Below are 14,607 nucleotides of genomic sequence, written 5' to 3' on the forward strand. Positions count from 1 at the left end.
GCTTCCGTTCGTCCTTTCTGCATGACATTCCAACAAGGAGACATTCGTGAATATTGCTGCTGAACATCCGGCTCAAGGCGCGGCTCGCGCAGACACGTCGACTCGCACGGCCAAATTGCTGATCGACGGCAAATTCATCGACTCGAAGACTGCGGATTGGCGCGATATCGTCAATCCGGCGACGCAGGAAGTCGTCGGCCGCGTGCCGTTCGCAACCAAGGAAGAAGTCGATGCCGCCGTCACTGCCGCGCACAAGGCGTTTCAGACTTGGCGCACCACACCGCTCGGCGTGCGCATGCGCCTCATGCTGCGCTTTCAGGATTTGGTGCGGCAGAACCTGAAACGCGTGGCGCAGACGCTGACCGCCGAGCAAGGCAAGACGCTGGCCGATGCCGAAGGCGATATCTTCCGCGGCCTCGAAGTCGTCGAACATGCGTGTTCCATCAGCACGCTGCAACAGGGCGAGTTTTCGGAGAACGTCGCGGGCGGCGTGGATACCTACACGCTGCGCCAGCCGATTGGCGTCTGCGCGGGCATCACGCCTTTCAACTTCCCGGCCATGATCCCGCTCTGGATGTTCCCGATGGCGATCGTCTGCGGCAACACTTTCGTGCTGAAGCCATCGGAACAAGATCCGCTTTCGACCATGGAACTGGTCGAACTCGCGGTCGAAGCGGGCATTCCGGCGGGCGTGCTCAACGTCGTGCACGGCGGCAAGGAAGTGGTGGATGCCATCTGCACGCATCCGCTGATCCGCGCGATTTCCTTCGTCGGCTCGACGGCGGTCGGCACGCACGTGTACAACCTCGCAAGCCAGCACGGCAAGCGCGTCCAGTCGATGATGGGCGCCAAGAATCACGCCGTCGTCCTGCCCGACGCCAACAAGGAGCAGACGCTCAACGCGCTCGCGGGCGCGGGCTTCGGCGCGGCGGGACAACGCTGCATGGCGACATCGGTCGCGGTGTTCGTGGGCGCGGCCAAGGACTGGGTGCCGGAACTCGTCGAACGCGCGCGCTCGCTCAAAGTCAACGGCGGGACGGAGCCGAATACGGATGTCGGGCCGGTTGTATCGAAGGCAGCGAAGGAACGCATTCTCGGGCTGATCGGCCAAGGCGTGGAAGAGGGCGCGACGCTCGCGCTCGACGGACGCGACGTGTCGGTCGAAGGCTACGAGAGCGGTAACTTCATCGCGCCGACTATTTTCACGGGCGTCACCACCGAGATGACCATCTATAAGCAGGAGATATTCGGGCCGGTGCTATGCGTGCTGGAAGCGGCGACGCTCGAAGACGCGATCGAACTCGTGAACCGCAATCCGATGGGCAACGGCGTCGGCCTCTTCACGCAAAGCGGCGCGGCGGCGCGCAAGTTCCAGAGCGAGATCGATATCGGTCAAGTCGGCATCAACATTCCGATTCCGGTGCCGGTGCCCGCGTTCAGCTTCACGGGATCGCGCGGCTCGAAGCTCGGCGATCTCGGTCCGTACGGCAAGCAGGTCGTGCAGTTCTATACGCAGACTAAAACCGTGACCGCGCGCTGGTTCGACGACGCCACCGTCAACGACGGCGTCAACACGACCATCGCGTTGCGTTAAACAGGAGACAGCGATGCATATCGGCTTTATCGGACTCGGGCACATGGGTGGCCCGATGGCGGCGAATCTCCTCAAGGCCGGTCACGCGGTGACGGCGTTCGATCTTTCCGCGCCCGCGCTCGATGCGGCGAAAGCGGCAGGCGCGACGCTCGCCGCGCGCCCGAGCGACGCGGTGCGGGACGCGGAAGTGGTCATCACCATGCTGCCCGCCGCCGCGCACGTGAAGGCGGTCTATCTCGGCGATGACGGCGTGCTCGCGGGCGTCAAGGCAGGCGTTCCGCTCGTGGACAGCAGCACGATCGACCCGGCGACCGCGAAGTTCATCGGCGCGGCGGCGGCGGAGCACGGCAATCCGTTCGCGGACGCGCCGGTGTCGGGCGGCGTGGTCGGCGCGCAGGCTGGCACGCTCACCTTCATGGTCGGCGCGGAAGAAGCGCTTTTCGAAACCTTGTGTCCCGTGTTGGCGGGCATGGGTAAAAACATTGTGCGTTGCGGCGAAACCGGAACGGGCCAGATTGCGAAGATCTGCAATAACCTGCTGCTTGGTATTTCGATGATCGGCGTAGCCGAAGCAATGAAACTCGGAGAAACGCTCGGTATCGATCCTTCGAAACTGGCGAGTATCGTCAATACATCGACGGGGCGTTGCTGGAGTTCGGATACGTGTAATCCCTATCCGGGTATTGTCGAAACCGCGCCGGCTTCGCGCGGATATAGCGGCGGCTTCGGCGCGGATCTCATGCTCAAAGATCTCGGCCTTGCAGTCGATGCCGCGCGCGGCGCGAGACAGCCCGTCTTCATGGGCGCTCTGGCACAACAGTTGTATCAGTCGATGAGCCAGCAGGGGTTAGGCGGACTCGACTTTTCGGGCATTATCAAGTTATACGGAAAAACCCAAGAGCGGTAACGCAGATTAAGCAATAGGTTAATTAGGCACGCACGTGCGTGCCTAATTCGTCTTAACGTAATAATCGCTTTATTAAGCTGCACTGCACCATGTCGCTTTAAACCCCTTACTGGGTGGAATCATCGGGATAACGATGATTCGCTTTCTCGAAAATTGTCCTATTCTGAAAGCACGACGCCCTTGTACTGTTAAAACACGGCTGCAATGGCGTTACTGGATGCAGGCGATTAGCCCGGCCTGTCGGGCGCTCAGACGAGGAGTACGCGATGCAAGTAACACGACACTTAAACATGGAACTGCGGCACGCCACGCTGCCGACTTATGTAGCCAGCTACTTTTTCCCGTTGCTATTATTGGCATACGAAATCTGGCGAGTAGGGTCTTACGTTGCGGTCAACGGCTTTAATTTCATGAACTTCAACGCGATGGGTTATGAGTTCGCGCTGATGGTCGCCGTGTTCGCCATGCAGGTCATCGTTGAAATTGCTTTCCTGGCGGGCGCGGTGTTGACGAAGCATAAGGACGTGGGGCATCGCCTTGCGAATTTGTCGCTGGGGCTGTTTTGTTCGCTCGTCGTGCTCGGTTTTGACCTTGCACTGCAATATGGCTTGAGCCAAAGCTAAATCACGCATTCTTGCTCTAAGTAAAAAAGGGCCGGCTGCTTTTGCAGCCGGCCTTTCTCGTTTCAGGCGTTCAATAACCTGCGGCGCTGGGCAATCCCGGTGGCGTCTCCGAGCGTTCTTCATAGCACTTTCTATTCGCATCTTTTAACGCGGTGCGCAATCCTTCTTCGACAACCGGGTGATAGAAAGGCAGCTTCAGCGTTTCGTCCAGCGTCAAGTCGAGTTGCATTGCCCAGGCGAGTAAATGCCCGAGATGTTCCATCGCCGGGCCGCAGCCTTGCGCGCCGCGCAGCTTGCCGGTTTTGGCATCGGCGTAAATATGGAGAAGGCCGCGATTCTGCCGCATTACCCGACTGCGTCCTTGCGTCTCGAACGATACTTCGCCCGTCACCGTCATCTGCTTGTCGAGATCGTCGTAGGCTGCGCCGACGATCGCCACCTGCGGCTCGCAGAACACGATGGAAAAGGGCACCTTGCGCTTGACCGGCTTCACGTCCGGGAAGCGCGCGGCATTGTCGCCTGCGAGCTTGCCTTCGTCGGCGGCATCCTGTAGCCAGGGACGGGTGCCGTCGCAATCGCCTGCAATGAAAATCGCGCTCTTGCCGCATTGCATGGTGTTTTCGTCGAAGAGCGGAGCGCCCTTGTCGTTCAGCTCGATGCCCGTTTTGCCGAGGTCGAGCGGCTGCAGATTCGGCGCGCGTCCGGTCGCGGCGAGCACGAGATCGAAGCGCTCGATGCGCTCGTCGCCTTGGGGCGTCTTGAAGCGCAGCGTCGGTTGCCCGTCCATGAGCGACATTTCGTCGATCTTCGCATCCGCATCCAGATAGAACTCGTCGGCGAGCGCGGCGGCGAGCGCATCGCGCACGGGCGTGTCGCTGATCGCGCCGACGCCGCCGCCTTTCGCGAACATGAATATTTCGACGCCCAGCCGCGACAGCGCCTGTCCGAGTTCCAGCGCGATAGGTCCCGCGCCGAAGATGGCCATGCGCTTTGGGAACGTGTGCAGTTCGAACAGATCGTCGCTCGTGATGAGTTTGTCCTCGAAAACTTTCAACTCGTCGGGAATCACGGGCGCCGCGCCCGTCGCGATCACGATAGTTTTCGCCTCGATGCGCGTCTCGTCGCTGACGACGAGCGTCGTCGGCCCGTCGAAGCGGGCGTGGCCGCGCAGGATCGACCCGTCGGGAAACGGCTTCGTTTCCTCGATCACGCTATTCACGAAGTGATCGCGCTCGTGCCGCACATAGTCGAGCACGTGCGCGAAATTGGCATCGAGCGCATGCGTGCCTTCGATACCGCGCGGAGCCAGCGCGTGCGCGTCGTGCAGGCCATTCGCGGCGGCGAGCAAGAGCTTCGACGGCATGCAGCCGATGCGCGCGCACGTCGTTCCCAGTTCGCCGCTTTCGATCGCGACGGCCTTCGCGCCAGCCTCGCTTGCCGCGCGAAACGCGGCGAGACCGGCCGTGCCCGCCCCGATCACGGCGACGTCTACTGTGATTGTCTTCATCGTATGTCCCGTTGGTTATGTGGTTGCGGCCCGCTGGCCTTCGTTTGTTGTCGGGACGAACAGATCATCCGTTGTCGGCGAAACCGGGGTAAAGCGTCATGCCGCCGTCGACGAAGAGCGTCGTGCCGATGACGTAATCGCTGTCGTCGGAGGCGAGCCAGACCGCCGCGCGCCCGATGTCTTCCACTTCGCCGACGCGCCCATAAGGCACGAGCGTGAGCAGCCGGTCGAGCGCTTCCTGCGTGTCCCACGCGTCCTTGTTGATCGGCGTGCGGATGGCACCGGGCGCGATGGAATTGACGCGGATGCGCAGCGGCGCGACTTCCTGCGCGAGCGACTTCATCATCATCTGAATGCCGCCTTTCGACGATGCGTAGTTCACGTGCCCTGCCCACGGAATGATCTCGTGAACCGAACTCATGCAAATGATCTTGCCGAGCGCCTTCGACACCGGCCGCGGCCCGCGCCGCTGAAACTCGCGTACCGCGCGCTGCGCGGTGAGAAATTGCCCGGTCAGGTTCGTGTCGATAACCCGGCGCCAGTCGTCGAGCGTGAGTTCGGTGAACCTCGCGTCCTTTTGCAGGCCGGAGTTCGCCACGACGATATCCACCGTGCCATAGCGCTTGACGACGGCATCGAACATGGCGTCGGTTTCGTGTTCGTCGGAGACGTCGGCGGCGACGGCGAAGGCATCGCCGCCATTCGCCGTAATCTCGGCGGCGAGCTTTTCGGCGGGTTCCGCGTGCGAGTGATAGTTGATGGCGACTTTCGCGCCGGCATCGGCGAGCGACTGGGCGACACCCGCGCCGATGCCGGAACTCGCGCCCGTGACGAGCGCGATCTGGCCTTCGAGGGATCGTTGCATGAGCGTTTCCGTGTGATTTGCGTCACGTGGCGGCAAGCAAGGTGCGCGCCCGGCACGTTCACGCGCCGAGCACGCCCTGATAGACCTCCGCGTAGCGCAATGCCGCCGTCTCCCAGCCGAAGTTCTGCGTCATTGCGCGTTTGACGACGGTCTTCCACTCCGTGCGACGCGCTTTCAACGCGAACGCGCGCCGGATTGCGCCGACGATTCCCGCGCGGTCGAAGACATCGAAGGTAAAGCCGGTCGCGAGTTCATCCGCGAGATTTTCCAGCGAGCAATCGACGACCGTATCCGCAAGCCCGCCCACGCGATGCACGAGCGGCGGCGCGCCATACGACAGCGCATAAAGCTGCGTGAGTCCGCAAGGCTCGAAGCGCGACGGCACCATGACGACATCGCTGCCCGCGATGATCGAATGCGAGAGCGTTTCGTCGAAACCCAGTTCGACGGCCACCGCGCCCGGATGCGCGAGCGCCGCGTTCTTCATGCCGGTTTCGAGCGCCGGGTCGCCCGTGCCGAGCACGACGAGCTGGCCGCCGCGCTGCACGATATCCGGCACGGCGGAAAGCAGCAGGTCGAGACCCTTCTGCTCGGTCAGGCGGCTGACGACGCCGAAGAGCAGGGCGTCGTCATCGCGCGTGAGGCCCATGCGCTCCTGCAAGGCGGCTTTGCATTTGCTTTTCGCCGATGGCTTCGCGGCCGTGTAGCGCGACGCGATGGAGTCATCGACGGCAGGGCTCCAGATCGAATAATCGACGCCGTTCAGAATCCCGGTGATGTCGTGGGTACGCGACTGCAACAGGCCATGCAGACCCGCGCCGTGGGCTTGCGTCTGGATCTCGCGGGCGTAAGTCGGACTCACCGTGGTGATGCGGTCCGCGTAGTAAAGCCCGGCCTTCAGAAACGAGACATGACTATAGAACTCGACGCCATCGACCGCGAAAAAGTCGCCCGGCAATTGCAGCGCGCCGAACTCGGACGCGGGAAAGACGCCCTGATACGCAAGGTTGTGCACCGTCATCACCGTGGCGACGCGCGGCGCGCCTTCACGCTCGAACGCGCGCATGTAGGCGGGCGCGAGGCCCGCATGCCAGTCGTGCGCGTGCACGATCTGCGGCTGCCAAGCGGGATCGGCGCCGCCAGCGATACGTGCCGCGCTCCAGCCGAGCAGCGCGAAGCGCCGGTCGTTGTCCGCATACGGGCGATGCGCGGCATCGAGATAAGGATTGCCCGGACGGTCGTAAAACTGGTCGGCCCGCACGACGTAGACGATTACGCCATGCGGCTGCAACACACCGCGTTCGAGCCGCACATTGCCGGCACCGAACGCAGCGCCCAGATCCGCGACGGGCTCGATGCCGGTGAGACCTTCGAGCACGGCGGGAAAGCCCGGCAGCACCACGCGCGCGTTCGTGCCCAGTTGCGATTGCGCCGGCGGCAGCGCCCCGACTACGTCGGCGAGGCCGCCGGTTTTCAACAGCGGAAACATTTCTGCTGCAACATGCAGCACGCACACGGTCATCGGCGCTCCCGTAGGTTGAGTTGACTACTTCGTGGCTTCAACGATCCGCGAGCCGCTGCAACGCTTCGCGCGTGACGAGCGTGACGCCGGACTCCGTGCGGAAAAAGCGCGCGGCATCGTCGTCCGGATCTTCGCCGATCACGAGACCTTCCGGTACCGTGCAACCGCGATCGATCACCACGCGCTGCAATCGGCAACTCGGTCCTATCGTCACCTGAGGCAACAAGACTGCCTCATTGATGTTACAGAACGAGTGCACCCGCACCGCCGACGAGAACACCGACTTCGAAACTTGCGAACCCGAGATCACGCAGCCGCCGCAGACGAGCAGATTGGTGATCGCGCCTTGCTGGCCGTTGAGATCGCGCACGAACTTGCCTGGTGGCAACTGTTCTTGATTGGTCCAGATCGGCCATTTGCGGTCGTACAAATCAAGTTCGGGGATGGTCGATGCAAGGTCGAGGTTTGCGGCCCAGTAGGCATCCACGGTGCCGACATCGCGCCAGTAAGCGGGCGCTTCGGGATCGGCGCTGGAGGTCACGCACGACATGCTGAACGGATGCGCGATGGCCGTGCCGCTCGTCACCACGCGCGGAATGATGTCCTTGCCGAAGTCGTGATCCGTGTTCGACGCGGCGATGTTCTCTTCGAGCAGGTGGTAAAGATACTTCGCGCTGAACACGTAGATGCCCATGCTCGCGAGCGCCACGTCGGGCTTGCCGGGCATGGCGGGCGGATCGGCGGGCTTCTCCAGGAAGTCCGTCACACGGCGATTTTCATCGACATGCATCACGCCGAAGGCGGTCGCGTCCATGCGCGGCACTTCGATGCAGCCGACCGTGCAATCCGCGCCGCTCTCCACGTGGTCGAGCACCATGCGCGTGTAATCCATCTTGTAGATGTGATCGCCCGCCAGCACGATGATGAACTCCGGCGCAATCGACCGGATGATGTCGAGGTTCTGGAACACGGCGTCGGCCGTGCCGCGATACCAGCTCGAATCGACGCGCTGCTGCGCCGGCCAGATATCGATGAACTCGTTGAACTCGCCGCGAAGGAAACCCCAGCCGCGCTGAAGATGGCGCAACAGCGAGTGAGCCTTGTATTGCGTGACGACGGCGATACGGCGGATGCCCGAGTTGAGGCAGTTCGATAAAGCGAAATCGACGATGCGGTACTTGCCGCCGAAGTGCACGGCAGGTTTGACGCGCCTGTCGGTAAGCGGTCCGAGACGAGTGCCGCGCCCTCCGGCGAGGACGATTGCCAGGGTCGACTTTTGCAAATCGGTGCGATTCTTTGACGACGTCTCCATGTCAGCTCCTGATTTGACCTGCGACTAGTGAATTGATGCTGCTCTCTTGTTCGTCCTCGTATGCTGGCGGCGCGCGAGCTCGCTGGCTTGGGGTAGGTCCATGAGTTCGCGCGCACGAACAGGGTGGAAGCATTATCCGGTGCGCGTCGGCATTCGTGTACCGATGTCGCTCTTTTTTTGTTCCACCGATCCGCGCTGCCGCGCGCAGTGCACGGAAATGCTGGCGGCATTTTCGAGCAAACAGCGTGCCGAACGCCCGTGCGGCGGCCTTCTTGGGTGTTGCAGTTGCGCAATTTATCGTGCGTGGACGATGCCGCGGTGCGTTAAGGCACGGCACAATACGGCTATGCAAGCTTCGCGATCCACACGCAACGCTTGCGAGCACGAAGAGAAGCCGCATGCCATGCGGCATTCTCCTGACCGAACAAGCCGCACCCGGGAATCAAAAACATGAACAACGTCCTGAGTATCCAGTCGCATGTGGTGTTCGGCCACGCCGGCAATAGCGCGGCGGTTTTCCCAATGCGCCGTCTCGGCGTCAACGTCTGGCCGCTCAACACGGTGCAGTTCTCCAATCACACGCAATATGGCCGCTGGACCGGTAGCGTGGTCGACGCCGACGAGCTCCAGAGCGTGATCGAAGGTATCGGCGCGATCGGCGTGCTCGGCCGCTGCAACGCCGTGCTGTCGGGCTTTCTCGGCGCGACCGAGCAAGGCCGCGCGGTGGTCGAGATCGTGAAGATGGTGAAGGCGGTGAATCCGCGCGCGCTCTTCTTTTGCGATCCGGTCATGGGCGTGACGGGCGGCTGCACGGTGGCGCCGGGCATCGAAGACTTCCTCGTGACGACCATGCCCGAAGTCGCCGATGCCATGATGCCCAATCACCTCGAACTCGAAAAGCTCGCGGGCCGGCCGATCGAGACGGTGGAAGAAGCCGTCGATGCCTGCCGCGAAGTAATCGCGCGCGGGCCGCGCACGCTGCTCGTCAAGCATCTGCTCGACCGCAACAGTCGCGCCGATACCTTCAACATGCTGGCCGTGAACGCGCACGAAGCGTGGTTCGCGCAGCGTCCGCTGTATCCGTTCGCGCGTCAGCCAGTGGGCGTCGGCGATCTGACGAGCGGTGTGTTCGTCGCGCGCACCTTGCAGGGCGATTCCTTGCGCCACGCGCTCGAACACACGCTCGCGGCCGTCAACGCGGTGGTGAAGACGACTTACGATGCAGGGCGTTACGAACTGGAGATCGTCGCCTCGCAGGACGAGATCGCAAAGCCCACCGACTGGTTTCCGGCTATTCGCGTGTCGGGCACCGAGATGGCGCGGCGATAGTCCGGCCACGCGCCCCGTATTTACCCTTGGTTGGCTGACAGAACGCGCGGTTGCTTTTGACAAGCCGCCAGATGGGCGTCGATGATTCACCGACCCTCACTCATGGAAGCGCGACATGGCAAAGGCTTTCGCATCCCAGGCGGACCTGGAAGAGAAGAAGATCACCTTCACGCAGCTCTCCGAGAACGCCTGGGCCTATACGGCAGAAGGCGATCCGAACTCGGGCGTGATCGTCGGCGACGACGCCGTGCTGATCGTCGATACGACCGCGACGCCCGCAATGGCGCAGGATCTCATCGCGAAGATTCGCAGCGTCACCGACAAGCCGATCAAGTACGTCGTGCTGTCGCACTATCACGCGGTGCGCGTGCTGGGCGCATCGGCGTATTTTGCGGAAGGCGCGCAGCAGGTCATCGCAAGCCGTGGCACGTACGAGATGATCGTCGAGCGCGGCGAGGCGGACATGAAGTCGGAGATCGAGCGCTTTCCGCGCCTCTTCGCAGGCGTCGAGACGGTGCCGGGCCTGACATGGCCCACGCTCGTGTTCGATCGCGAGATCACGCTCTGGCTAGGCAAGCTCGAAGTGCGCATCGCGCATCTCGGCGCGGGTCACACGAAGGGCGATACGGTCGTATGGCTGCCATCGCAGGACGTGCTGTTTTCGGGCGATCTGGTCGAATACGACGCCGCGTGTTATTGCGGCGATGCCCAGCTCGCGCAATGGCCCACGACGCTCGAAGCCTTGCGCGCGCTGAATGCGCGGAAGCTCGTGCCGGGCCGCGGCCCCGCGTTGCTCACGCCTCAAGATGTGCACAAGGGTCTCGGCTACACAAAGGACTTCGTCACGACACTGCTTGCCGCCGGGCGCGAAGCCGTTGCGCAACGACTCGACCTCAAGGGCGCGATGGCGCTCGCACGCAAGTCGATGGACCCGAAGTTCGGCCACGTCTTCATCTACGAGCATTGCCTGCCTTTCGATGTCTCGCGCGCCTTCGACGAAGCGAGCGGGATCACGCATCCGCGCATCTGGACCGCCGAGCGCGACAAGGAAATGTGGACCGCGTTGCAGGAATGATGCGCGCGGCCGTTCGCGTTTGGTCGTCAATCACGCGGTCGCGGCGGCTGCGGCCATTGCCTTGAAGTTCTCCGGCGTGGCGAATGCGAGGTACTGCGCCTGCATGTCGGGCGTGAGGAATTCGAGCATCGTCGAGTTTTCGATCCATAGTTCGATCACGTCGAAGAAATTGCGGCCCCGCGTGCAGCGCACCGCACGCCAGCCTTCGCGTTCGCCGATGGCGATCACTTGCGCCGCGTCCATCTGCGTGGCAATCGCCATATGAAACGCGCTGTATTGCGGACGGTCGACCTTGCCCGCGCCAAAACTCACGCTGGTTTCCGCGCCGCCGCCGGGCGTGATGACGCGATCGCCCGGATAGACTTCGATGATGCTGCCGCAGTCATCGCCGGCGACGGCCATCCACGAGTCGGGAAACGATGGAAACGGCGCGGCGAAACCGTTCCAGAGTTCGGCGAGCACGTTGGCGACGTGTTGTGGATCGCGGGCGGGAATGGATGCGTGGTAGATCATCGCGAATGTCTCCGGTGGCTTTGAGGAAGATCGACGGCGATGCTTTCATGCTTGGCAAGTGGCTGTCAATTGGCACTGCTACGAAGCGCGGAAGAGTGCTTAATTTTGGCGTTATTTTGTCACTAAGCGCTGACAGAAAAACGCTTGAAGTGTCTGAGGAAAATCCGTCGATTAGTTAGCAAGACAGACGGATAAAAAAATGCCGCCCGGGGTAGGCGGCGAGAGCGCGTCCGGTTGAAATCCCGTTAGGGTGAACGCGTGAGGAGACAACATTGAGGAGTATGGCAAACGCCCGCGCGGCGCTCAACCTCGATTCGGAAGCACACCATTTCATGGTCGTCGTGATTCCGTTCAGGCTGAAACCTCGTCGTCGCCGGGTTCATTGCTTGAGTAAGCGCTTCGGAACGATGTGCATCATCGTTGCGCTTTCAAACATATCTTTGCGTTTCTGAACGCGCGCAACGCCATGCGTTGGCTACACTGATAATCCGCTTCGTTTCCACGCTTCATTCATGCCTTGTCTGCTCGTTGATTCATTCGATTTCAAGCAGTATCCCGACGCGAACCACGCACTCAAGCACGCTTTGGAAATACGTGATTCCGGCGATTGGGCGTTGCTCGAGCACTTTTGTGCAAACGCGCTGCAGTGCTTTCCTGGCGATGTCGAACTGTCCTGGCAACTCAGTCATAGTCACTGGATGCGGCATGACTGCATAAAGGCCGAAGCGGTCATGCGCGATGCCGCAAGGCTGCATCCGGACAACGGTCTCGTCACGGGCGCGATCGCGATGTATCTGAACGAAGAGGCGCGTTATGAGGAAGCGGAAGCGCTTTACCGCCAGGCTATCGCGCAGAGTCCGAATGCGCCGCATCTCCCGATCGATCTAGCCGATCTCGAATTGCGTCGCGGCGCGCGGCGTAACGGCTGGACGCGCTTCGAACATCGTTTGACTAACCCGCATCATGGCGACAAGAGCGTCGTCACCCGCGTGGAACGTAAAGCGCCGCGCTGGCGCGGTGAATCGCTCGCGGGAAGGCGCGTGGTTGTGTATAGCGAGATCGGTCATGGCGACGATATCCAGTTCGTGCGTCTATATCCGCGATTCGCAGAGTTGGTGCGCGCGCACGGCGGCGAGCCGATGCTGGCCGTGCGCCACGTCCTTCACTCGCTCATCGAGCGTGTCGTGCCTGATTGCGTGCTGGTCGCGGAACATGCATTCAGCGGCTGCGATTACTCCATACCCATGATGAGCATGCCGTTCTGGCTAGGCTTGATGCCGGCGGAAATCGAGGGCCGCGCGTATCTGCATGCCGATGCGGAACGCGTTGCGGCGTGGCGCTGCTTGCTCGAAGAAGAAGGCGCCGATAACTTGCGTGTCGGCATCGTCTGGGCGGGCAGTCCGACGCATCGGCGCGATGGTCAACGCAGCATTCCCGTCGATGCGCTTGCGCCGCTTTGGCGTCTGTCGAACGTGACGTTTTATCCGGTTGCTCCCGGCCGCGATGACGATATCGCAAAGATGCGCGCGGCAGGTGCGTGTGTCGTCGAGGTTGCGCAGCGCTATCGAGACAATTTTCATGACTCCGCTGCATTGCTCACGGCGCTGGACGTATTGGTGACTATCGATAGTTCGCCCTTGCATCTCGGTGGCGCGCTTGGGCGGCCGGTGCTGGCGATGATCGATCTTGCATCGCACTGGTGTTGGGGAACCGGCGAGACGCAGCCGTGGTACGACTCGGTGCAACTGCTGCGTCAGCATGCGGCGGGCGACTGGCGGCCCGTTGTGGAACGCGTTGCGGATGAACTGGCGCAACGCGTCCGCATCCATCAAAGGACGGCGGGCAAATGAGTCGACCCGCCGTTGCCGCTCATGAGCACTCGTGGGCAGGCATGGGCCGCGCATAGCCGCGCTGGGCGGAATGGATGGTGGTCACGCACTGACCGTCTTGCGGTTCAAGCGCGCTGTCGATATCGCGCTTGGCGCCGTCGTGCGTCTTCATGCTGTAGCGACTCTCGCGGTGCGCTTCGGGCTGCTGTCGAAGAGGCCGTTGAGATCGGCACGCGCTTCGGAAGGAAGCGAATGCGCGGCCGTCAAAGTGCAGTAAGGATCATGGAATCAAAACCGGAAGCCTTTATTCGGCTGGCGCGGCCTCAGCGCTTCAACAGATAGTCCACGATTTTGTCGCACACGCGCCCGAACATTTGCGTGCCGGTGACGGTGCGGCAACCTTGCGCGCGCGCCGCTTCGATGAACGGCGTAAGCGGCGGCTTCGTGACGACATCGCCGACGAAAGTCTTTGCATCGAGCTTCGATACATCGATTGGCAGCGGATCGCCTTCGCGCATTCCGGCAGGCGAGGCATTCACGACGATGTCGAAGTTCTCCGCGCCCGAGTCGCTATCGACGCTCACGGCGCCGCGACCCAGACTCGCTAAACGCGAGGCGAGGGCTTTGGTGCGCGCGGCATCGAAATCGCGGACAGCGAGCGATGCGACGCCCGCATTAACCAACGCATGACCGATTGCCGATCCCGCTCCGCCCGCGCCGATTAGAAGCGCGCGTTTTCCTTGCGGATCGCAGCCTGCGTCGCCAAGGGCCGCGACCATCGCGGCGCCGTCGGACATGCCGCCGTGCCAGGAGCCGTCCGCGTTGCGTCTTAGCATGTTGGCCGCTCCGAGGAACGCGGATTCTTCCGCGAGCGACGCGCAAAAGCCAGCGGCGCTGAACTTGTGCGGCACGGTGATGATGACGCCATCGACGTTTTGCAATGGCGTGACGCCGGCGAAGAAAGCGGCGAGGTCGGCAGGTGCGACGTGAGCCGGGATCACGATTGCATCGTGTCCTGCCTTGCGCAAGGCGGCGGTCACGCCGGAGGGCGAACGTACCTGCGCAATGGGATCGCCGACGATGAAGTAGAGGCGAGTTGCGCCGCTTAAGCCCGCATCGAGCGATGCGGAGAAGGATGTGTCCTGCGCCATGCTTTGAATGTCTCCTTTGTGCGCTTCGGTCGGGGGACGTTGCGCGGATGGGTGTCTTAGCTCAAAAGCGTTGATGAACTGTAGTCTAAATTGGAATTGGATTCAATCTTCTGTCTGCGTTGGCAACTAACGGTCTTCGATTTTGGCTTACTTGGAATCCGCAAGGTGAGTGGTCGGAGGAAGTGCCTCATGGCTCTCAGCGCCAGCGTGGGCAAAGTGCATGCAGTATGCAACTTGCGGGTGCCTAAAATACAAAATCCAGTGCAAAACTCGACTGAGCCAAAGCCAAAGCCATAGCCATAGCCATAGCCAAAGCCGAAGCCGAAGCCGAAGCCGAACGCCGAACGCCGAACGCCGAACGCCGAACGCCGAACGCCGAA

At 62.0% G+C, this 14,607-nt stretch carries 13 protein-coding genes; 6 read left to right on the forward strand and 7 right to left on the reverse strand.

The features are described 5' to 3' along the window. Positions 1 to 46 precede the first annotated feature (46 nt). The 3 genes from QCE79_RS28510 to QCE79_RS28520 all read left to right on the forward strand — a co-directional run bounded on the left by QCE79_RS28510 (position 47) and on the right by QCE79_RS28520 (position 3,124). The gene (locus QCE79_RS28510; protein ID WP_309849619.1) at positions 47 to 1,594 is read left to right on the forward strand and encodes a CoA-acylating methylmalonate-semialdehyde dehydrogenase; all 1,548 of its coding nucleotides are present in this window, start codon (positions 47 to 49) and stop codon (positions 1,592 to 1,594) included. A 13-nt stretch (positions 1,595 to 1,607) separates the two neighbouring features. Then, the gene (mmsB, locus tag QCE79_RS28515) at positions 1,608 to 2,501 is read left to right on the forward strand and encodes a 3-hydroxyisobutyrate dehydrogenase (protein ID WP_309849621.1); all 894 of its coding nucleotides are present in this window, start codon (positions 1,608 to 1,610) and stop codon (positions 2,499 to 2,501) included. 290 nt (positions 2,502 to 2,791) lie between these two features. After that, complete coding sequence (locus QCE79_RS28520; protein ID WP_309849624.1) at positions 2,792 to 3,124, forward strand: hypothetical protein; 333 nt, start codon at positions 2,792 to 2,794, stop codon at positions 3,122 to 3,124. A gap of 70 nt (positions 3,125 to 3,194) precedes the next feature. Here the strand turns inward: QCE79_RS28520 and QCE79_RS28525 are convergent, their stop codons facing one another. From QCE79_RS28525 to glgC, 4 genes are all read right to left on the reverse strand, one after another. Then, complete coding sequence (locus QCE79_RS28525) at positions 3,195 to 4,631, reverse strand: dihydrolipoyl dehydrogenase (RefSeq protein ID WP_309849627.1); 1,437 nt, start codon at positions 4,629 to 4,631, stop codon at positions 3,195 to 3,197. A gap of 64 nt (positions 4,632 to 4,695) precedes the next feature. Beyond that, on the reverse strand, positions 4,696 to 5,496 hold the full coding sequence (locus QCE79_RS28530; RefSeq protein ID WP_244828381.1) for an SDR family oxidoreductase: 801 nt from the start codon (positions 5,494 to 5,496) through the stop codon (positions 4,696 to 4,698). A gap of 58 nt (positions 5,497 to 5,554) precedes the next feature. Beyond that, positions 5,555 to 7,018 carry a glycogen synthase GlgA gene (gene glgA, locus QCE79_RS28535; RefSeq protein ID WP_250509959.1) on the reverse strand — a complete coding sequence of 488 codons (1,464 nt, stop codon included), beginning with the start codon at positions 7,016 to 7,018 and terminating at the stop codon, positions 5,555 to 5,557. A gap of 37 nt (positions 7,019 to 7,055) precedes the next feature. Further along, positions 7,056 to 8,330: a glucose-1-phosphate adenylyltransferase gene (gene glgC, locus QCE79_RS28540; protein ID WP_244828377.1), complete on the reverse strand. Its 1,275-nt coding sequence runs from the start codon at positions 8,328 to 8,330 to the stop codon at positions 7,056 to 7,058. 450 nt (positions 8,331 to 8,780) lie between these two features. Between glgC and pdxY the strand changes: the two genes are divergently transcribed. After that, the gene (gene pdxY, locus QCE79_RS28545) at positions 8,781 to 9,659 is read left to right on the forward strand and encodes a pyridoxal kinase PdxY (protein WP_244828375.1); all 879 of its coding nucleotides are present in this window, start codon (positions 8,781 to 8,783) and stop codon (positions 9,657 to 9,659) included. 115 nt (positions 9,660 to 9,774) lie between these two features. Continuing rightward, positions 9,775 to 10,734, forward strand: coding sequence for an MBL fold metallo-hydrolase (locus QCE79_RS28550; RefSeq protein ID WP_309849635.1), 960 nt, complete (start codon positions 9,775 to 9,777; stop codon positions 10,732 to 10,734). A 30-nt stretch (positions 10,735 to 10,764) separates the two neighbouring features. Here the strand turns inward: QCE79_RS28550 and QCE79_RS28555 are convergent, their stop codons facing one another. Further along, the gene (locus tag QCE79_RS28555; RefSeq protein WP_309849636.1) at positions 10,765 to 11,247 is read right to left on the reverse strand and encodes a hypothetical protein; all 483 of its coding nucleotides are present in this window, start codon (positions 11,245 to 11,247) and stop codon (positions 10,765 to 10,767) included. A gap of 512 nt (positions 11,248 to 11,759) precedes the next feature. Here QCE79_RS28555 and QCE79_RS28560 point away from each other — a divergent pair. Then, positions 11,760 to 13,097, forward strand: a complete 1,338-nt coding sequence (locus QCE79_RS28560) for a hypothetical protein (RefSeq protein WP_309849638.1) — start codon at positions 11,760 to 11,762, stop codon at positions 13,095 to 13,097. Positions 13,098 to 13,116: 19 nt separating this feature from the next. Here QCE79_RS28560 and QCE79_RS28565 read toward each other — a convergent pair whose 3' ends face one another. Further along, complete coding sequence (locus QCE79_RS28565) at positions 13,117 to 13,248, reverse strand: hypothetical protein (RefSeq protein ID WP_284503858.1); 132 nt, start codon at positions 13,246 to 13,248, stop codon at positions 13,117 to 13,119. A 151-nt stretch (positions 13,249 to 13,399) separates the two neighbouring features. Next, the gene (locus tag QCE79_RS28570) at positions 13,400 to 14,227 is read right to left on the reverse strand and encodes a shikimate dehydrogenase (RefSeq protein WP_309849641.1); all 828 of its coding nucleotides are present in this window, start codon (positions 14,225 to 14,227) and stop codon (positions 13,400 to 13,402) included. Positions 14,228 to 14,607: the final 380 nt, after the last annotated feature.

The sequence above is a fragment of the Caballeronia sp. LZ003 genome (assembly GCF_031451465.1).
Taxonomy (GTDB): domain Bacteria; phylum Pseudomonadota; class Gammaproteobacteria; order Burkholderiales; family Burkholderiaceae; genus Caballeronia.